The 18,324-nt window shown below is 64.4% G+C and carries 16 protein-coding genes; 8 read left to right on the top strand and 8 right to left on the bottom strand.

Annotated elements, in window-relative coordinates; translation table 11 throughout:
- Positions 1-134: 134 nt before the first annotated feature.
- The 5 genes from mctP to BN2476_RS12600 form a co-directional block, all read right to left on the bottom strand.
- A complete protein-coding gene (gene mctP, locus BN2476_RS12620) occupies positions 135-1,688 on the bottom strand; it encodes a monocarboxylate uptake permease MctP (protein ID WP_087734491.1) in 1,554 nt (517 codons plus the stop codon).
- Entirely contained in the window at positions 1,685-1,912 is a 228-nt protein-coding gene (locus BN2476_RS12615) for a DUF3311 domain-containing protein (RefSeq protein ID WP_087734490.1), read from the bottom strand. The genes mctP and BN2476_RS12615 overlap by 4 nt, the downstream gene beginning before the upstream one ends.
- 406 nt (positions 1,913-2,318) lie before the next feature.
- A complete protein-coding gene (locus tag BN2476_RS12610) occupies positions 2,319-3,236 on the bottom strand; it encodes a class I SAM-dependent methyltransferase (RefSeq protein ID WP_087734489.1) in 918 nt (305 codons plus the stop codon).
- Positions 3,233-3,706: a DNA-deoxyinosine glycosylase gene (locus BN2476_RS12605; RefSeq protein ID WP_087734488.1), complete on the bottom strand. Its 474-nt coding sequence runs from the start codon at positions 3,704-3,706 to the stop codon at positions 3,233-3,235. Before BN2476_RS12605 ends, BN2476_RS12610 begins: the two co-directional genes overlap by 4 nt.
- On the bottom strand, positions 3,706-4,404 hold the full coding sequence (locus BN2476_RS12600) for a chorismate--pyruvate lyase family protein (protein ID WP_087734578.1): 699 nt from the start codon (positions 4,402-4,404) through the stop codon (positions 3,706-3,708). The genes BN2476_RS12605 and BN2476_RS12600 overlap by 1 nt, the downstream gene beginning before the upstream one ends.
- Positions 4,405-4,588: 184 nt before the next feature.
- Here BN2476_RS12600 and BN2476_RS12595 point away from each other — a divergent pair, with 184 nt between their 5' ends.
- Entirely contained in the window at positions 4,589-4,855 is a 267-nt protein-coding gene (locus BN2476_RS12595; protein ID WP_087734487.1) for a hypothetical protein, read from the top strand.
- 89 nt (positions 4,856-4,944) lie between these two features.
- Here BN2476_RS12595 and htpG read toward each other — a convergent pair whose 3' ends face one another.
- Both htpG and BN2476_RS12585 read right to left on the bottom strand, forming a co-directional pair.
- Entirely contained in the window at positions 4,945-6,837 is a 1,893-nt protein-coding gene (gene htpG / locus BN2476_RS12590) for a molecular chaperone HtpG (RefSeq protein ID WP_087734486.1), read from the bottom strand.
- Between the two features lie 116 nt (positions 6,838-6,953).
- Positions 6,954-8,420, bottom strand: coding sequence for an aminotransferase-like domain-containing protein (locus tag BN2476_RS12585; protein ID WP_087734485.1), 1,467 nt, complete (start codon positions 8,418-8,420; stop codon positions 6,954-6,956).
- Positions 8,421-8,822: 402 nt separating this feature from the next.
- Between BN2476_RS12585 and BN2476_RS12580 the strand changes: the two genes are divergently transcribed.
- The 7 genes from BN2476_RS12580 to BN2476_RS12550 all read left to right on the top strand — a co-directional run bounded on the left by BN2476_RS12580 (position 8,823) and on the right by BN2476_RS12550 (position 17,593).
- Complete coding sequence (locus tag BN2476_RS12580) at positions 8,823-9,503, top strand: VOC family protein (protein ID WP_087734484.1); 681 nt, start codon at positions 8,823-8,825, stop codon at positions 9,501-9,503.
- A 25-nt stretch (positions 9,504-9,528) separates the two neighbouring features.
- Positions 9,529-10,434: a DMT family transporter gene (locus tag BN2476_RS12575; protein ID WP_087734483.1), complete on the top strand. Its 906-nt coding sequence runs from the start codon at positions 9,529-9,531 to the stop codon at positions 10,432-10,434.
- Positions 10,435-10,499: 65 nt separating this feature from the next.
- On the top strand, positions 10,500-11,696 hold the full coding sequence (locus tag BN2476_RS12570) for an aminotransferase-like domain-containing protein (RefSeq protein WP_087734482.1): 1,197 nt from the start codon (positions 10,500-10,502) through the stop codon (positions 11,694-11,696).
- A gap of 44 nt (positions 11,697-11,740) precedes the next feature.
- Positions 11,741-12,205 (top strand): RidA family protein, encoded by a 465-nt coding sequence (locus tag BN2476_RS12565; protein WP_087734481.1) that lies wholly within the window; start codon positions 11,741-11,743, stop codon positions 12,203-12,205.
- Positions 12,206-12,385: 180 nt separating this feature from the next.
- Complete coding sequence (locus BN2476_RS12560; RefSeq protein ID WP_087734480.1) at positions 12,386-13,276, top strand: PhzF family phenazine biosynthesis protein; 891 nt, start codon at positions 12,386-12,388, stop codon at positions 13,274-13,276.
- 517 nt (positions 13,277-13,793) lie between these two features.
- Entirely contained in the window at positions 13,794-16,163 is a 2,370-nt protein-coding gene (locus tag BN2476_RS12555; RefSeq protein WP_087734479.1) for a bifunctional diguanylate cyclase/phosphodiesterase, read from the top strand.
- A 212-nt stretch (positions 16,164-16,375) separates the two neighbouring features.
- On the top strand, positions 16,376-17,593 hold the full coding sequence (locus BN2476_RS12550) for a chromate transporter (protein WP_235850802.1): 1,218 nt from the start codon (positions 16,376-16,378) through the stop codon (positions 17,591-17,593).
- Positions 17,594-17,700: 107 nt separating this feature from the next.
- On the opposite strand, the gene BN2476_RS12545 is transcribed toward BN2476_RS12550, so the two are convergent.
- Positions 17,701-18,159 carry a CopD family protein gene (locus BN2476_RS12545; RefSeq protein WP_087734477.1) on the bottom strand — a complete coding sequence of 153 codons (459 nt, stop codon included), beginning with the start codon at positions 18,157-18,159 and terminating at the stop codon, positions 17,701-17,703.
- Between the last annotated feature and the right edge of the window lie 165 nt (positions 18,160-18,324).

The raw sequence follows: 18,324 nt of genomic DNA, 5'->3' as shown, positions 1-18,324 counted from the left end.
GTCGAAGCCACCGGATGAGCATAAACGATGTGAGCGGCGTCGGCACGGAGACGGCCAGGCCGCGCCGCGCCAACAAAAAAGCCCGCAGCATCTGCTGCGGGCTTCGTGTGATGCGGACCGCGCAAACGGCGCGATCAGCTTTCGACCGGGTGGTCCAGATAATCTTCCGGATTCGTGCGGTCTTCCGCGTGCTTCATGCCCGCTGCGCGCACGGCGAAGCTGACGACGATCGACACGACGAGGTTGACGACCAGCGACCACACGGCCGCGTAACCCGGAATCGCCATTCCGCCGATGTGGATCGTATAGATCGAGCCCGCGAGTTTCAGCGAGATCGCCATCCACGTGCCGACGGCAATGCCCGCCGCCCAGCCGAGCAGCAGACCGCGATAGTCGAGCACACGCGTATAGAGGCCGAGCACGATCGCGGGCAGCGTCTGGATGATCCAGATGCCGCCGAGCAGTTGCAGCTGGATCGCGTACGTCAGCGGCAGGCCGAGAATGAACGCGACCGCGCCCACTTTCACGATCAGCGAGACCAGCTTCGCGATGTTCGTTTCCTGCTCGTGCGTCATGTTGCGGTTGACGAACTCCTTGTGGATGTTGCGCGTGTACAGGTTCGCCGCTGCAATCGACATGATCGCGGCGGGCACCAGCGCGCCGATGCCGATGGCCGCAAACGCGACGCCGACGAACCACGACGGGAAGAAGTGCAGGAACAGCGCCGGCACCGCGAAGTTCGGGCCAAAGGCCTTGAAGTACGGCGCGAACTCAGGCATGTCCTTCACGCCCGCTGCGAGCGCCATGAAGCCGAGCAGCGCGAGCAGGCCGAGCACGAGCGAGTACGCAGGCAGCATCGCCATGTTGCGGCGGATCGTATTGCCCGACGACGACGACAGAATCGCCGTCACCGAGTGCGGATACAGGAAGAGCGCGAGCGCCGATCCCACTGCCAGTGTCGCGTATGCGCTATAGCCGTTGAGGCTCGCCACGTCCGGCGCCTTCAGCAGCAGCTTGGCGGGCGGCACCGCGCCGAAGATGTGGCCGAAGCCGCCGAGTTGCGGCGGAATCACGATGATCGCGGCGGCGATCGTGATGTAGATCAGCACGTCCTTGACGACGGCGATCATCGCCGGCGCGCGCAGGCCCGACGTGTACGTGTAAGCCGCGAGGATCGCGAAGGCGATGATCAGCGGCAGATCGCCGACGAAGCCCGTCGTGTCGAAGCCGAGCGCGCCGATCACCACTTCGATGCCGACCAGTTGCAGCGCGATGTACGGCATCGTCGCGACGATGCCCGTCACGGCGACGACGAGCGCCAGCGTGCGGCTGCCGTAACGCGCGTTGACGAAGTCAGCGGACGTGACATAGCCATGACGCTTCGCAATGCTCCACAGCTTCGGGAACACGACGAACGCGAACGGATAGATCAGGATCGTATAGGGCAGCGCGAAGAAACCCGTCGCGCCCGCGCCGAACACGAGCGCCGGCACGGCGATGAACGTGTAGGCAGTGTAAAGGTCGCCGCCCAGCAGGAACCACGTGACGACCGTGCCGAAGCGCCGGCCGCCGAGGCCCCACTCTTCCAGATGCGCGAGGTCGCCGCGCCGCCAGTGGGCCGCGACGAAGCCGAGAATCGTGACGCCAATGAAGAACAGCACGAAGACGAAGGTTGCGATTGCATTCATCGTGCGCCTCCCTTCGAGCGGGTCTTCGTCTTGAAGTACACCAGCGCGGTGATCACGGCGCTGATCAGCACCCACAGTAGCTGATACCAGTAGAAGAACGGGAAGTCGAACAGTTGCGGTTCGACCTTGTTGTATGACGGCACCCAGATCATCGCGATCCAGGGCAGCAGCAACAGCCAGAGCCAGTGCTTGCTGGCCTTGTTGGCGGCGGCGTCGTGAGCCATGACGTCTCCTCTTTCCTTTTATTGAATTGTGGCCCGCGTTGGGCGGGCAGATGGACCCGGCTGCGGATAACAGCTTGGGCTCCCCGAAAGCATCGAAAGAGTATCGGAGTGGCGAACGACCGGTCAAGCAGGGCTGACCCTAAACGCAACGGTGTTGTCAATAGGAGAATCGTCGGGAGTGTGGGACGGGAGACTAAAGCGGAGAATTTTGCCGCTTCGTCGGACGGGCTGCGTTATGCCCTTTCGATCAGAACGGGCTGTGGTCGATTCGATTCCGCCGTGCAGTCCATGGCACAGCGGTTGCGCGCTGGCGTTGCACCAGCGCGAGGCATGTGTGTGGTTCGTGAAAGCGTCGCATGTCGCTTCGCCTGCCGCGTCCCTACTTGCGTTCGATTGCCGACGCGCGTCAGACCGCGAATGTGCCGTTCTGGCCCGTCGACTCCTGCAAGCCCTTGACCCACTTGCGCGCCGGCAACGCGAGCCGCGCTTCGAGCAGCTTCGCGCGCGCCTGCAACTGCGTGAACGGCACGTCGATGGCGGGCCCCGAGAACGCGATCGCGATGCGGTTGCCGTCGTGCACTTCCGGCAATGCGACGACGCGTCCGTCGAAGGCTTCGTTCAGCCGCTTCATGTTGCGCACGAAGCTCGGATGATCGCCGAACAGGTTGACCGTGACGATGCCCGCTTGCGCGAGACATGCGCGCGCGGCGCGATAGAACGCGACGCTGTCGAGCACGGGACCGCGCGCCGTCGCATCGTACAGATCGATCTGCAACGCGCCGACGGTGCCGTGATTCGCGCGATCGTTGACGAACTCCCATGCGTCCGTCTCGCGCACGCTGAGACGCGCGTCGTCGGCGGGCAGGCCGAACATCGTGCGCGCCGCGATCACGACAGCGGGATTCAATTCGACGGCTTCGACCTGCGCGCGCTTCAGGAAGCGGTGCGCGAACTTCGTCAGCGAGCCGGTGCCGAGTCCGAGCTGCACGATGCGCTTCGGCGTTTCGAGGAACAGCAGCCAGGCCATCATCTGCTGCGCGTATTCGAGTTCGATGTGATCGGGCTTCGACAAGCGCATCGCGCCCTGCACCCATTCCGTGCCGAAGTGCAGATAGCGCACGCCGCCCTCTTCCGAGAACGTGACGGGCGCAAAACGCGGCTTGCGCGGCGCTTCGATCATCGAGGCCTTCGCGACATCGGCGAAGTCGTCTTCGTCACGCGCGGCACGTGTTTTCGCGCGCGAGATTCTTTGCTTCGAGACTGCGGATTCTTTGTTGCGGAAAGCACGCGCCTCGGCCGAAGCGCGCTTGATCAGTTTCGTCATGTAAGGATGTCGCGCCACAGGCGCAATTTTTGGTCGAACGAGAGCATAGCATTCGCGGGGCTCGACGACGGCAGCACGAGGGTTTCGTAGCCGGCTGCGGCGATCACGGTCGCAAAGCGGCCCGCCGTCTTGCCGTTGAAGCAGACCTTCGCGAGCTTCGGTGCGTACTCGCGCAGCGACGCGAAATCGTTGGGCGTCGCATTGCGGATCGCCACATCGAGACTGCCCTCGCGCGTGCACGCGGCAAGCACGTCCCACACGCCGACGCCATGCTTCAACACGTGCTCGAGACGCGTGGGGTAATCGAGCTCGGCCAGCGGTTCGCCGATCACTGCGCCGAGCAATCGCCAGAACTGATTGCGCGGATGCGCGTAGTACTGCGTCGCCGCGAGCGATGCCTCGCCTGGAAAGCTGCCGAGTATCAGCGTATGTGTGCTCTCGGCGACGACGGGAGGAAAGCCGCGCAACATCAGCGTGCCGCCTCGCGTTTGTCGACGCGCCTGTCGACGCGTTTTGCGTTGGCGTCGGCACGCGACGCCGTGTGATCGAGCGCCTGGCCATGATCGCGCGGCACGGGCTGCGCGATCTGCCCGCGCGCGCGCCCGTCGCCGCGCATCGCGAGCTTCGCCCACAGCGCGGGCAGCATGCATTCGGTGACCATCAGCGGCTCGCCATAGCGCTCGAACACCGAGCGCCGCGCGACGAGCGCATGTGCGCGCGCATCGCCCGTTTCTTTCGACGCGAGCCGATACAGCGGATGCCGCGCCGTCACGCGCCGGCTCACCAGCGACGAACGCGACACGCTGCTGTCGCTATACAACAGCTCCGCGAGCGGCCGCGTGCGCAGACGCCGCATCGCCTGCCAGACGCCCGTGCTCGCCGTGAGCGGCACGATGCTGTGCGCGGCGACGAAAGGCGTGCCGTCCACCGATAACGCCACTTCGCGCACCCACACGGGCGTGCGCGACGCGATGCCGAGCGCGGCGTACTCGTCTTCATAGGGCAGATCGACAGCTTCGCGCGTCACGCGCACGACCACCGCGCCGAGCGTGCGCAGATGCGCAGTCAGCGAGCCACCACGCGTGAGCCAGTCTTTTTGATCGGTCGAGAAACCTGGAAGGGGCGCGACGCGCCAATGGGCGTCGACAGCATCGAAACGAATAGACATGGGCGGCATTATAGGGTCGCCAGAAAAAGCAGGCCTTCGAGGCGGCATGTCCGCATGAATTCGCCGACCATTCCGGCACTCGGTTCGGACCGTTCACCGTTCAAAGTGCCGGCCGAACGATGAAGATAGCCGGCGAGCGCCGCGCACTTGCGCGGCCTTTTATCCACAAACCAGGGAGCTTCAATTGACCGCTCATGACAAAGCCACGTCGGACCGCGTCGCGCATCTCGCCGCGATCGTTCTCAAGCGTTCCGCCGCATCGAAGATCGAAAAGGAACTCGCCGCCTCCGCGCTCGCGCAGCATCACACGACGAAGCACACGAGCGCGGCCATCGGCAAGGCCGCCGCGCATGTACTCGGCGACGCGCATGCATGCGCCGAATCGAAGGAACTCGAGGGGTCGGTGCTCGCTCAGGTGCGCAAGCTGAATGGCGGGTCGCCACAGCGCTGACAGTCAATCGACACACGACAGCCACACAAAAAAAATGCGCTGCCGAAGCAGCGCATTTCCTCTTTCCGCCCCTTATCAGGCAACGCGCATCAGCGCGCCAGCAACAGCGTGTTCGTTCGCTTCACGAAGCTAGCCGGGTCTTCGAGCGAACCGCCTTCGGCCAGCAACGCCTGATCGAACAACAGATGGCACCAGTCGTCGAAGTTCGCGTTGTCGGCGCTGAGGTTCTTCACGAGCGCATGCTCCGGATTCACTTCGAGAATCGGATGGAACGCTGGCGCGTTCTGACCCGCGGCCTTCAGCATGCGCTGCAGGTAGCCGCTCATCTCGCCTTCGTCGGCGACGAGGCACGACGGCGAATCGGTCAGGCGGAATGTCAGACGCACGTCCTTCGCCTTGTCCTTGAGCGTCTCCTTCATGCGCTCGACGAGCGGCTTCAGCTCTTCGCCGACCTTCTCCTGCGCCTGCTTTTCTTCGTCGTTCAGCTGGCCGAGATCGAGGTCGCCGCGCGCGACGCTTTGAAGCGGCTTGCCGTCGAATTCCTGAAGGAACGACAGCATCCATTCGTCGACGCGATCCGTCAGCAGCAGCACTTCGACGCCCTTCTTGCGAAACACTTCGAGATGCGGGCTGTTCTTCGCGGCCTGATACGTATCCGCCGTCACGTAGTAGATCTTCGTCTGCTCCGGCTTCATGCGCGCGACGTAGTCCGTCAGCGACACGTTCTGCTCCGGCGAGTCGTTATGCGTCGACGCAAAACGCGCGAGCTTCGCGATGCGCTCCTTGTTCGAGAAGTCCTCGCCGATGCCTTCCTTCAGCACCTGGCCGAATTCCGTCCAGAACGTCGCGTACTTTTCCTTGCCGGCGGCTTCTTCCGAATTGGCGAGCTCTTCGAGCATCGACAGCGCGCGCTTGGTCACGCCTTCGCGGATCGCCTTCACGTCGCGGCTTTCCTGCAGCAGTTCGCGCGACACGTTCAGCGGCAAATCGCTCGAATCGACGACGCCTTTCACGAAACGCAGATACGCGGGCAGCAGTTGCTCGGCGTCGTCCATGATGAAGACGCGCTTCACGTACAGCTTCAGGCCGCCGCGATGATCGCGGTTCCACAGATCGAACGGCGCATGCGCCGGCACGTACAGCAACTGAATGTACTCGCTGCGGCCTTCGACGCGGTTGTGCGTCCACGTCAGCGGGTCCTGGTGATCGTGCGACAGGTGCTGATAGAACTGCTTGTACTGCTCGTCGCTGATGTCGCTCTTCGCGCGCGTCCACAGCGCGCTCGCCTGGTTGACGGTCTCGTCCTCGTCCTTCGCGACCATCTCGCTCTTCTCGGCGTCCCACTCTTCCTTCTGCATCAGGATCGGCAGCGCGACGTGATCCGAGTACTTCTGGATGATCGACTTCAGCTTCCACGTGGACAGCAGTTCGTCTTCGTCGGCGCGCAGATGCAGCGTGATCGTCGTGCCGCGTTGCGCGCGCTCGATCGCTTCGACCGAGAAATCGCCTTCGCCCGAACTCACCCAGCGCACGCCTTCCGAGGCCGGCAGGCCGGCGCGGCGCGTCTCCACCGTGATCTTGTCCGCGACGATGAAGCCCGAGTAGAAGCCCACGCCGAACTGGCCGATCAGCGCCGCATCCTTCTGCTGATCGCCCGACAACTTGCCGAAGAATTCCTTCGTGCCCGAGCGCGCGATCGTGCCCAGGTGCGAGATCGTTTCGTCGCGGCTCATGCCGATGCCGTTGTCGTCGATGCTGATGGTGCGCGCCGCCTTGTCGAACGACACGCGGATACGCAGGTTCGGATCGCTCTCATACAGCGCGTTGTTCGCGATCGCTTCGAAGCGCAGCTTGTCCGAGGCGTCCGAGGCGTTCGAGATCAGCTCGCGCAGGAAGATTTCCTTGTTGCTGTACAGCGAGTGGATCATCAGGTGCAGAAGCTGTTTCACTTCTGCCTGGAAGCTCATGGTTTCTTGTGCCATGGTCGGTTTCCCTTTCTGTTGCAGGTTGATTCGAAGCAGACGATGTCCGTGCCGGCGGCGCGCGACACGGACGTTGCGCGCTCAGATGGGGTCGCGCGCCGCCGATTCAAGAGGCGTCATGAAGCGCGGCGCGCGACGCTGTCCAGATAGCGGCACAAAAATGCCGGCAGCGCGGGATCGCCGCAATTCGCGACGTTGAAGCGCATCCACGTGGTCGGCGACTGCTGCGGCGAGAACAGGCTTCCCGGTGTGAGCAAAAAGCCTTCCTCGTGGCCGGCGGCCGCAAGCGCATCGGCGTCGACGCCCGTATCCGCCCACACGAACATGCCCGCCGCCGGTGTCTGAAACATGCGCAGCCCCGTTTTTTCGAGCATCCGCACGGACTTGTCGCGCACGCCGTCGAGCCGCGCGCGCAGCCGCTCGACGTGCCGCCGGTAGTGCCCTTCCGTCAGGATCTTGTACAAAACGCGCTCGTTCAGTTCTGGCGTCGTCATGCCGACGAGCATTTTCTGGTCCGTGACGGCCTTCGCCACATCCAGCGACGACGCCATGAAGCCGACCCGCAGATTCGCCGCGAGCGTCTTCGAGAAGCTGCCAAGGTAAATGACGCGCCGCAGTTGGTCGAGGCTCGCGAGGCGCGTCGCCGCAAAGCCCGGCGGGCACAGGTCGCCGTAGATGTCGTCCTCGACGACGATGAAGTCGTGCTCTTCCGCGAGCCGCAAAATGCGGAAGGCCTGCGCCGCCGTCAGCGACGTGCCTGTCGGGTTTTGCAGCACCGAGTTGATCACGAGCATTTTCGGGCGCCAGGTCTGCACGAGCGTTTCGAGCGCGTCGAGATCGGGGCCGTCCGGCGTGTACGGCATGCCGACAAGACGCGCGCCCTGCGAAGCGAAGCGCCCGAACATCTGGAACCACGCCGGATCGCCGACGATCACGGAATCGCCCGGCTGCACGTAGAGCCGCGCGATCAGGTCGATCGCCTGCGTGATGCCGGACACGAGCACGATCTGTTCCGGCGACGCGCCGATCTCCAGCTCTTCGAGCCGCGTCTGCAACTGCTGGCGCAGCGGCAGGAAGCCTTGCGGCGTGCCGAAGCCGAGCATCTGCGCGCCGCTTTGCCGGCCGAGCGTGCGCAGCGCGCCCGTGATCAGCTCGCCGTCGAGCCAGCGCGACGGCAGATAACCGAGGCCCGGTCCGCGCTCGGGCCGCGTCGATGTGTGCAGCATGTTGCGCAACAGCCAGACGACGTCGATCGTGCTCGGCGCGGGCGCCGCATCGGACGCGGCATTGGAAGAGAGACGGCGCTCGACGGGCGCGGGCCCCGCAAGACGCTCGCGCACGTAGAAGCCGGAGCCGCGGCGCGAATCCAGATAGCCCTGCGCGACGAGCCGCTCGTACGCCTCGACGACCGTAAAGCGCGACACGCCCTTGTCGAGCGCAAGCTTGCGGATCGACGGCATGCGCATGCCGGGACGGAACACGCGCTCTTCGATGCGACGGCGCGCCCACTGGACAAGCTGATCGACGAGCGTAAGCGCCGACGCGTCGTGAGGTGCGGGAATCAGATCGAGCGGGACGGACATGGCGGACTCCAGCTATGCGCTGCAAGGGCAACGTCGGAAACGGCAACGGAAACAGGCACGACGGCCGGCGTGGCGACGCGAGCGAGGCCGCCGCCGCTGAACGGCATGCACGGTCGAACGGATGGCGATGTGACCGAACAACTGTACCGAACAGTATCGAGCCGATTGTACCGTTACTGTGCCGGTCACTGCCGGTACATTTGAATCGACGCTGCTGCTGTTTTCCCATTGCCCGCTTCACCCGACGGCGGCGCAAAGCCCGCCGATACCGGCCCTGCCGCACTGCGCATGGTCCGGCCGCGCCGAATGGTTATTCTTACCGATTAACCCTGGTGGCCCGGCATCCGGCAGACAGTTGCCTGCCGTAGCGGCTTCCAGCCGACCGACCGTCCCCTTGCACCCATGACCGCACACACGCTACGACTCGACCATCTCGTTGTTTCCGCCCGCACGCTCGACGAAGGCACGCAATACGTCGCCGATACGCTCGGCATCGCGCCATCGGGCGGCGGCGCGCATCCGTCGATGCGCACGCACAACCGGCTGCTCAATCTGTGGGGCGGCGCGTATCTGGAAGTCATCGCGATCGATCCCGACGCGCAGGACACCGCGAACGCGCGGCCACGCCTGTTCGCACTCGACGATCCCGCGACGCACGCGCGGCTCGCGAACGGTCCGTATCTGTCGCACTGGGTCGCGCGCGTCGAGCGGCCGAAGAATCTCGCGCTGTGGCAACAGCAGTATCCGCAGCGCATCCCGACCGTCGTGCCGATGACGCGCGGCGATTTCACGTGGAGCCTCACCGTCGCCGACGACGGTGCGTTCCCCGCATGGCAAGGCGCGGGCGATGGCATCGTGCCGTCGCTGATTCAATGGGACACGCCGCGCCATCCGTCGACGGTGCTGCCGGAAACAGGCTTGCTGCTCAAGTCGCTGAAGGGCTGGCATCCGCGAGTGGATCTGGTCGCGCAGCAGCTGCAGTGGCTCGGCGCGGAAGCGCTGATCGCGCTCGAAAGCACGGACGGCGCACCTGCGCTCGGCGCCGAAATCGAAACCCCGAGCGGCCTGCGCACGCTCAAATAACCACACGCATGGAGAGACGGAAACAATGAAGCGCGAAACCCAAGGCATGCTGCTCGGCCTGATCGGCGTGATGATCTTCAGCCTGACACTGCCGATGACCCGCATCGTCGTCGCCGAATTCAGCCCGCTGCTGAACGGCCTGGGGCGCGCGCTCGCCGCTTCCGTTCCCGCCGCCGTGCTGCTCGCGATCCGCCGCGAAAAGCTGCCGACCTGGCCGCAGCTCAAGGCTCTCGCCGTCGTGTCGCTCGGCGTGATCATCGCGTTTCCCGTGTTCTCGGCGTGGGCGATGAAGAGCGTGCCCGCGTCGCATGGCGCCGTCGTCAACGGCTTGCAGCCGCTGTGCGTCGCGATCTACGCGGCGTGGCTGTCGCACGAGCGGCCGTCGAAGGCGTTCTGGGCGAGCGCCGTCGCGGGCAGCGCGATCGTCGTCGCGTTTGCGTTGCAGGCGGGCGGCGGCGCATTCCAGGCGGGCGACCTGCTGATGCTCGTCGCCGTCGGCATCGGCGCGCTCGGCTACGCAGAAGGCGCACGGCTCGCGCGGCAGATGGGCGGCTGGCAGGTGATCTGCTGGGCGCTCGTCGTGTCCGCGCCGTTCCTGCTGATTCCCGTTGCGTGGCTCGGCTGGGAGCAGCACGTCACGCATCCCGGCCCCGTCGCGTTGAAGACGTGGCTCGCGTTCGGCTACGTGACGCTGTTCTCGCAGTTCATCGGTTTCTTCGCGTGGTACGCGGGCCTCGCGATGGGCGGCATCGCGCGCGTGGGCCAGGTTCAGCTGATGCAGATCTTCTTCACGATGGCCTTTTCCGCGCTCTTCTTCGGCGAGGATGTCGCGCCCATCACGTGGATCTTCGCTGCCGCCGTGATCGCCACTGTGATGCTCGGCCGCAAGACTGCCGTGCGCACGGCCGCGCGGCCCGTTCGCGCCGCCTGACGAGTTCGCGCGATAATCCTTTTTTTGACCGACCACCTGTTCAAGCCATACCGACGAGGAGACCCATGAATCAAAGCGACCTCAATGCCCCGACCTGGCAATTGTCCGAACGCGCTCGCAAGCTGACCAGCTCGGCGATCCGCGAAATCCTGAAGGTCACCGAGCGGCCCGAGGTCATTTCGTTCGCGGGCGGTCTGCCTTCGCCGGCCACGTTCCCGGCCGAGGAAATGCGCGCGGCCGCCGACCGCATCCTGCGCGACTCGCCCGCCGCCGCGCTTCAGTACAGCGCGACGGAAGGCTACATGCCGCTGCGCGAATGGGTCGCGCAACGCTACTCGGTGAACGGCGCGCAAATCCGTCCGTCGCAGGTGTTGATCACGACAGGCTCGCAACAGGCGCTCGATCTGCTCGGCAAGGTGCTGGTGTGCCCGGAAAGCCCCGTGCTCGTCGAAACGCCGACGTACCTCGGCGCGCTGCAATCGTTCTCGATGTACGAGCCGCGCTACGTGCAAGTGCCGACCGACGCCGACGGCCTGATCCCCGAAGGTCTCACGCCTGAACTGACGAAGGGCGCGCGCCTTCTGTACGCGCAGCCGAACTTCCAGAATCCGACGGGACGCCGCCTGCCCGTCGAGCGCCGCCGCGCGCTCGCGGAGTTCGCGAAGTCAGCGCCCTTCCCCGTCATCGAAGACGATCCGTACGGCGCGCTCGACTACAAGGGCGAGCCGCTGCCGACGATGCTGTCGATGGCGCCCGATCACATCGTGCATCTCGGTTCGTTCTCGAAGGTGCTCGCGCCGGGTCTGCGCATCGGTTACATCATTGCGCCCGAAGAACTGCACTTCAAGCTCGTGCAGGCCAAGCAGGCCACCGACCTGCATACGCCGAGCTTCACGCAGCGCATCGTGCACGAAGTCGTGAAGGACGGCTTCCTCGATACGCACGTGCCGAAGATTCGCGCGCTGTATCGCGACCAGTGCGAGGCGATGCTCGGTTCGCTCGAACGCTACATGCCCGAAGGCGTTACGTGGAACCGCCCGGAGGGCGGCATGTTCGTCTGGGTGTCGCTGCCGAAGCATATCGACACGATGAAGCTGCTCGAAGAAGCCGTCGCGCAAAATGTCGCGTTCGTGCCGGGCGGTCCGTTCTTCGCGAACGAGGCGCAGCACAACACGCTGCGCCTGTCGTTCGTGACCGTGCCGCCCGCGAAGATCGACGAAGGCATTGCGCGTCTCGCTGAACTGATTCGCGCGCGCATGTAAGCGCATCGCGAACCACTCTTTCCATTCACCGACGAGGACACGTCATGGCTCAATCGAATGTGTATGACAAGCTGAAGGAACTGGGCATCGAACTGCCCGTAGCAGGCGCGCCCGCCGCCGCTTACGTGATGAGCGCGCAAAGCGGCAACACGGTGTATCTGTCCGGACACATCGCGAAGAAGGACGGCAAGGTGTGGGCGGGCAAGCTCGGCGACACGCTGGGCACCGAAGAAGGCAAGGCCGCGGCGCGCTCGATCGCGATCGATCTGCTCGCGACGCTGCACGCGCATGTCGGCGATCTGAACCGCGTGACGCGCATCGTCAAGCTGATGAGCCTCGTCAACTCGACGCTCGATTTCACCGAGCAGCACATCGTGACGAACGGCGCATCGGAACTGATCGCCGATGTGTTCGGCGAGCGCGGCAAGCATGCGCGCTCGGCGTTCGGTGTCGCGCAGATTCCGCTCGGCGCGTGTGTCGAGATCGAGCTGATCGCCGAGGTGCAATAAGCGGCGCGTACTGCATGTATAGGCGCTCGTTGCGAGCGCCTTCATCGCCGGTTCGGCGGCGTTTTTTTGTGCCTTCGCCGTCGCGCGGGCTGCGTGCAGTTGACGTTGTGCCCTCACAACATGGAACGGTGCACATCGCTGCACAAGCAACCAGGCAAAACACCGAACAGGAAACAGACGATGCAAGAAAAAACCGTTCGCTTCAAGCAGGTCGATGTGTTCACGTCGGTGCCGTTCAAAGGCAATCCGCTCGCCGTGGTTTTCGACGCGGACGGACTCGACGCCGAACAGATGCAGGCAATCGCGCGCTGGACGAATCTGTCGGAGACAACGTTCCTGTTAAAGCCGACCGACCCGTCGGCCGATTATCGCGTGCGCATCTTCACGACGCGCGGCGAGTTGCCGTTCGCCGGCCATCCGACGCTCGGCACCGCACACGCGTGGCGCGAGGCCGGCAACCGGCCGAAGCAGCCGGGACGCATGGTCCAGCAATGCGCTGCGGGCCTGATCGAATTGACGGAAGAAGACAGCCAACACAACGTGTGGGCTTTCGCCGCGCCGCCCGCACGCGTGACGCCGCTCGCCGAAAGCGAATACCCGGCGCTCGCTCAAGCGTTGCGCAGCGATGCAATCGATTACACGGCACAGCCCTGCGGCGTCGACAACGGCCCGCAATGGCTCGTCGTCCGTATGAATTCCGCGCGTGCGTGTCTCGCGCTAGAGCCGGATGCCGCGCTGTTCGAGCGTGTCGCGAAGACGGTCGGCGCGCATGGCATCGCGGCCTACGGCCCGCACGATCCGAACGGTTCCGCGACCTTCGAGTTGCGCTGCCTGATGATTGGCGGCGGCCTCGGCATTGGGGAAGACCCTGTGACGGGAAGCGCGAACGCTGCGCTGGCAGGCCTGCTCACGCAGCAGAACCGCCGGCCCGGCGCGCAATACACGGTGCGCCAGGGCACGGCGCTTGGCCGTGCAGGCGATGTCTACGTTCGCTACGACGATGCTGTGGGAAAGACCTGGATTGGCGGCGCATCCATGACGATCGTCGACGGCACCTTCAGGCTGCCGTAAACGCCGCAAGCGTTCGCGTTGTTGGCGGAACTGACATTCGCGCGTCACCTGGATGTTCTAAGCGTTGGTCGGACCCGCCGACACAAGAAAGCCCTTCCACGCATTCGAGGCCATTCATGCAGCCTGCATGAATGGCCTCGTTGCCAAAATGGCTGTTGCCGATCCATTCACGCGATTCCTGACACCCCGGATATTTTCGACTCAATCTTTCAAACGCGCGCCCGGCGCGCCTGTCAGGCCAGCAGCGGCAACGCGCACATGATTCGTTCGCATGCCCGCGGAGCCCAGCGTATACCCGATGCGCGAAACCTTTCTTAATTATTGGTCATTCAGTAATATCAAAATCGTAACCGATGACCAACCGGGTGGTCTGGCTCGCCACCACGCCCCTGCTTCTCGCAGCAGTTACGGCATATCAACCATTCGATGCAGCCGGTTTTAACATTCGCGCAGTCGTTCGCAACGCAAGCACCGAAACGCAAGCACAGCCGCAACGCACAGGGTCACGGTCTATCCGATGAATCAGCTCCGCCTCTCTTCCGCGCGCGACGTCAGGCACCGTCTCGATCCGGCCGGTACGCGCCGACGCGCGCTGCTCGCGATTCCCGCGCTCGGCGTGCTGGTGCTCGTGCTGCTGTGGACGGTGATTTTCGCGCGTCTGTCGGTTGAGAAGGAAACGACTTATCGCGAGGCGATGGCGTCGGCCGCTATTTTGTCGGCGGCGCTCGAACAGCACACGGTGAAGGCCATTCACCAGGTCGATCAGATTACGCGCTTCGTCAAATACGAATTCGAAAAATCGCCGGGCCGTTTCGATCTCTCGAGCACGGTCGAAAAAGGCGTCGTGCAAAGCGAAACGCTCGTGCAGGTGTCGCTGATCGACGAGCACGGCAAGCTCATCGCGAACACATCGGAAACCAATCCGAAGCCGATCGATCTGTCCGACCGCGAGCACTTCAAGGTTCACGAGCACGAGAACGACGATCAGCTTTTCATCAGCAAGCCCGTGCTCGGACGCGTATCGGGCCACTGGACCTTGCAGATGACGCGCCGCCTGAATCATCCCGACGGCACGTTCGCGGGTGTCGTGGTCGTTTCGGAAGATCCGAGCTACTTCACGAGCGACTTCTACAACAACGCAGCCATCGGACGCGAAGGCGTGATCGCCGTGATCTCCGACAGCGGCGCCGTGCTCGCGCGCCGCACAGGCAACACAGAAAGCTCGCCGGGCGTGTTCACGGCGACGGGCGTCTATCCGACTTCGGAACACGTGTCGGGCACCTACGTCGATTCGATCGACAACGTCACGCGCATCGTGTCGTACCGGCATATCGACGGCTATCCGCTCGGCGTGCTAGTCGGTCTGTCGCAGGCCGAAGAGTTCGCCGACTACAACCACACGCGCAACGTCTATCTGCTGATGGCGAGCTTCATCTCGCTCGCGATGCTCGGCTTCTTCGCGGTCGCGACGGGTCTGATCGGCAAGCTGCTCGGACGCGAGCGCGAGATGACGCATCTCGTCGAGTTCGATCTGCTCACGGGCCTGCGCAACCGCTACTCGACGCTGCAAAGCCTGCGTCACGACGTGGCGCAGACGATGAACGTCGGCCGCCTCGCGATCCTCTTCATCGACCTCGACAACTTCAAGACCGTCAACGATACGCTCGGCCACAACGCCGGCGACATCGTGCTGCAAATGACAGCCGCGCGCCTCGCCGATGCCGTCGCCGATGCAGGCGCCCTCTCGCGGATCGGCGGTGACGAGTTCGTCGTCGTGCTCAAGGGCGACGATGTCGAGAAGCGCTCCGTGATGCTCGCGGAAGTGATCTCCGAGGTGTTCGCGAAGCCGTTCGAAGTGCGCGGCAGTTCGTTCGTGCTGCATGCGAGCATCGGCATCGCGCTCTACTCGGTGGCGAACGAAAGCGAAATCGATCTACTGAAGAAGGCCGATCTCGCGATGTACAGCGCGAAGGACGCGGGCAAGAACTGCTACCAGTTCTACTCGCCACATCTGTCGCATCGCGCGGACCATCTGATGAAGTGGGAACAGCAGTTGCGCGTCGCGCTCGCCGACCAGCAGCTGTTCCTCGCGTATCAGCCGAAGATCGACCTGTCGCGCCGCTGCATCACCGGCTTCGAAGCGCTCGTGCGCTGGAACCATCCGCAGCACGGTCTGATTCCCGCGAACGAGTTCATCCCTGTCGCGGAATCGACGGGCCTCATCGTGCCCATCGGCGATTTCGTGATCCGCACCGCGTGCCGGCAACTCGCGCAGTGGCAGCAGCAAGGCTATGACACGCTGTCGCTGGCCGTGAACATTTCGGCCGTGCAGTTCTGGCGCGGCGACCTGTACGAAACGATTTCGCAGGCCATCGAGGAATCGGGCATCAGCGCGCGCCGCCTCGAACTCGAAATCACCGAGACGGCGATGATGGAGTATCCCGATCTCGTCTCCGAAAAAATCTTCGCGTTGAAGCGGCTCGGCGTGCGCATCGCGCTCGACGACTTCGGCACCGGCTATTCGTCGCTGTCGTATCTGAACCGCTTCTCGGTCGACACGCTGAAGGTCGACCGCTCGTTCGTGCAGGCCATTCCCGGCGACCGCAGCGTCTGCGTGATGGTGTCGGCCATCGTCAATCTCGCGCGCTCGCTCGGGCTCACGGTGGTCGTCGAAGGCACTGAGACGGAAGAGCAGATCGCGTGGCTCGCGGCGCTCGGACATATCGAGGCGCAGGGCTTTCTGTTTTCGCGGCCCGTGCCCGTCGAGGGCATCCCCGCGCTGCTTGAACGCTTCGGCGTGTGCGGCGCGCACGGCGTGCGGGTCGCGCACAGCAGCGACGCCGACAGCACCAGCGACGCTTCGAGCACGAGCGACGAATCGGCCTGAAGAACAACGCCGCATTGACGCGGCTTCGTTCCCGTCAGCCCATCCGGCGTCACACGGGCGGGACATACACGCAGGACATGGACGGCATCGGCACGTATCGGGCGGTTGCGCTCGAACGCGCATCAGGTCGGCGCGTGACGTCGCGGCCATCGACGACGCGCGCTGCATAAGAAACCAACCCGACAGGTATTCGCATGCGGCCAGCCCGGCACATGTCGGCGCTAAGCGCGCCAACCGCAGACGAAGCGGCACGATGCAACGAACGCGAGCCGCTCTGGACGCTCTTTCGCGTCGTGTTCGGTTTGTCCGCGCTATCGTGGGGCGGACTCGCGCTGATGGCGCAGCTGGAGAATCACTACGTCGAGCGGGAAGAACGCCTGACGCACCTCGCGTTCTCCGACATCGTCGCGCTCGCATGGATGGTGCCGGGGCCCGTCGGCTGCAATGTCGCGGTCCAGCTCGGCCACGCGCTGCGCGGACGCGCGGGCGCATGGGTCGCGGGCCTCGCGAGCGTTCTGCCCTTCTTCGTGCTGATGACGGCATTCGCGATCTTCTACCGCACGCCGATCGTGCGTGAGGTCGTATCGCAGACGTTGCTCGATCACTTCCGCGTCGTGCTTGCGACGCTGATCGGCGTGACCTGGTACAAGCAGACGCGCGCGCTCGTGCGTGGGCGGCTCGAATGGACGGCGGCCGTGCTCGGGTGCATCGCACTCGTCGGCGCGCATACGCCCGCCGCGTACATCGGCTTGCTGGGCGTGGCGTTCATGTCGGGTTGGCTGCGCAGCGACGCGCGCGGCGAGCGCCTCGCGACGACGCTCGGCACGGGCGACTGGCGGCTCCTGATCGGCCTGAGTGTGCTGCTGCTGGCGTTCGCGCTGCCCTTGCCGCGTCGCTACGAACTCGCGCTGCTATGGCCGCGTCTCGCGGGCGCGGGACTGACGCTGTTCGGCGGCGGCTTCTCCGCGCTGCCCGTGCTCAAGACGCTGCTGGTCACACCCGCCGTCGGCATTACCAACAACGAATTCACGCTGGCGTTCTCGCTGTCGCCGTTGTCGCCGGGACCGCTATTGAACGTGGTGCCGTTCTTCGGCTATCTGGTCGAAGGATGGCATGGCGCACTGATCGCGACGATTGCGCTGTTCGTGCCGTCAGGCTGTCTCGTCGTGCTCGCGCAGCGCCATCTGCATCTGCTGAAGACGAACCCGCGCTTCGAGCATGGGATGCGCGTGCTGCGCGCGGTCACGACGGCATTTCTCGCCGTCGCTGTGCTGCGCATCGTGCGCCATCTACCACCCGAGCCGTCCTATCTCGTGACGGCGCTGTTCTCGGGCCTGTGCTTCGCGAAACTGAAATTGCCCGTGTATGCCGTGTATGGGACGGTCGCCGTCGTGTGCGGCGTCGGGCTGTATATCGGGCACGTGGCTTGACGCGGCGCTTCGCCGATGCCGATGCAAGAAGCGCCGCCCATGTGTCGTTGCATAGGCGGCGCTTTTGGCTGGAACGGTCGAGCGCTACGATCGCACAGAAGCGATCATCAGAACCCGCGCGACAGCACCGCCACGCCGATCGTCACGATGCCGAGCACCAGATTCACGATGACGAGCCGCCGCACGGTTGCCACCGCGCGCGCGCCGTCGGGCCACTTCTGCGCCTGCACCGCGCGGCGGATGCGCGGAAACACCGCAAAGCGGATATGCCCGAAGATCAGCATCATGATGATGCCGAGGCCGGCCATCGCGTGCAGTTGCCAGGTGGCGTGACCGCCGCCGAACTGCATCAGCAGAAAACCGCCCGACAGCAGAATGACCAGCACGGATACGCCCACCCAGTTGAAGAAGCGGCCGAACACCGATTCCCACAGCGGCAGACGCAATTGCGGCGAGAGATCTTCGAGCGCCGGACGCAAGCAGAAGTGCGCGAACACCATGCCGCCGATCCACACGGCGACGCCCAGCAGATGCAGAAAGAGCGCGACTTCGATCGCCTTGTTCATAGTTGTTTTCCTTTCCCGAAGATGGCGCGCTGCCGTTATGTCCTGGTCGATAACGTGTCGGCTCCGACATGAGCCAACGACCGCATTCGACCCGCGACGTAATGCGCAGTTCATTCTCTGCGCTGATTTCTTTTGTATTGCGCCGTGAGAGACCCCGCTCACGGT

Origin of the sequence: Paraburkholderia piptadeniae, from assembly GCF_900007165.1 — a bacterium.
In the GTDB taxonomy this organism is placed as follows: domain Bacteria; phylum Pseudomonadota; class Gammaproteobacteria; order Burkholderiales; family Burkholderiaceae; genus Paraburkholderia; species Paraburkholderia piptadeniae.
The sequence above is the reverse complement of the archived record's forward strand: the minus strand, read 5'-3'. Positions and strand labels throughout refer to the sequence as shown.

Bases quoted from the DNA above. Each gene is read 5' to 3' on its own strand.
- BN2476_RS12560 (WP_087734480.1), top strand. From the start codon at position 12,386: ATGCAAGAAAAAACCGTTCGCTTCAAGCAGGTCGATGTGTTCACGTCG.
- BN2476_RS12575 (WP_087734483.1), top strand. From the start codon at position 9,529: ATGAAGCGCGAAACCCAAGGCATGCTGCTCGGCCTGATCGGCGTGATG.
- BN2476_RS12545 (WP_087734477.1), bottom strand. From the start codon at position 18,159: ATGAACAAGGCGATCGAAGTCGCGCTCTTTCTGCATCTGCTGGGCGTC.
- BN2476_RS12570 (WP_087734482.1), top strand. From the start codon at position 10,500: ATGAATCAAAGCGACCTCAATGCCCCGACCTGGCAATTGTCCGAACGC.
- htpG (WP_087734486.1), bottom strand. From the start codon at position 6,837: ATGGCACAAGAAACCATGAGCTTCCAGGCAGAAGTGAAACAGCTTCTG.
- BN2476_RS12585 (WP_087734485.1), bottom strand. From the start codon at position 8,420: ATGTCCGTCCCGCTCGATCTGATTCCCGCACCTCACGACGCGTCGGCG.
- BN2476_RS12550 (WP_235850802.1), top strand. From the start codon at position 16,376: ATGTCGGCGCTAAGCGCGCCAACCGCAGACGAAGCGGCACGATGCAAC.
- BN2476_RS12580 (WP_087734484.1), top strand. From the start codon at position 8,823: ATGACCGCACACACGCTACGACTCGACCATCTCGTTGTTTCCGCCCGC.
- BN2476_RS12565 (WP_087734481.1), top strand. From the start codon at position 11,741: ATGGCTCAATCGAATGTGTATGACAAGCTGAAGGAACTGGGCATCGAA.
- mctP (WP_087734491.1), bottom strand. From the start codon at position 1,688: ATGAATGCAATCGCAACCTTCGTCTTCGTGCTGTTCTTCATTGGCGTC.
- BN2476_RS12615 (WP_087734490.1), bottom strand. From the start codon at position 1,912: ATGGCTCACGACGCCGCCGCCAACAAGGCCAGCAAGCACTGGCTCTGG.
- BN2476_RS12605 (WP_087734488.1), bottom strand. From the start codon at position 3,706: ATGTTGCGCGGCTTTCCTCCCGTCGTCGCCGAGAGCACACATACGCTG.
- BN2476_RS12600 (WP_087734578.1), bottom strand. From the start codon at position 4,404: ATGTCTATTCGTTTCGATGCTGTCGACGCCCATTGGCGCGTCGCGCCC.
- BN2476_RS12610 (WP_087734489.1), bottom strand. From the start codon at position 3,236: ATGACGAAACTGATCAAGCGCGCTTCGGCCGAGGCGCGTGCTTTCCGC.
- BN2476_RS12555 (WP_087734479.1), top strand. From the start codon at position 13,794: ATGAATCAGCTCCGCCTCTCTTCCGCGCGCGACGTCAGGCACCGTCTC.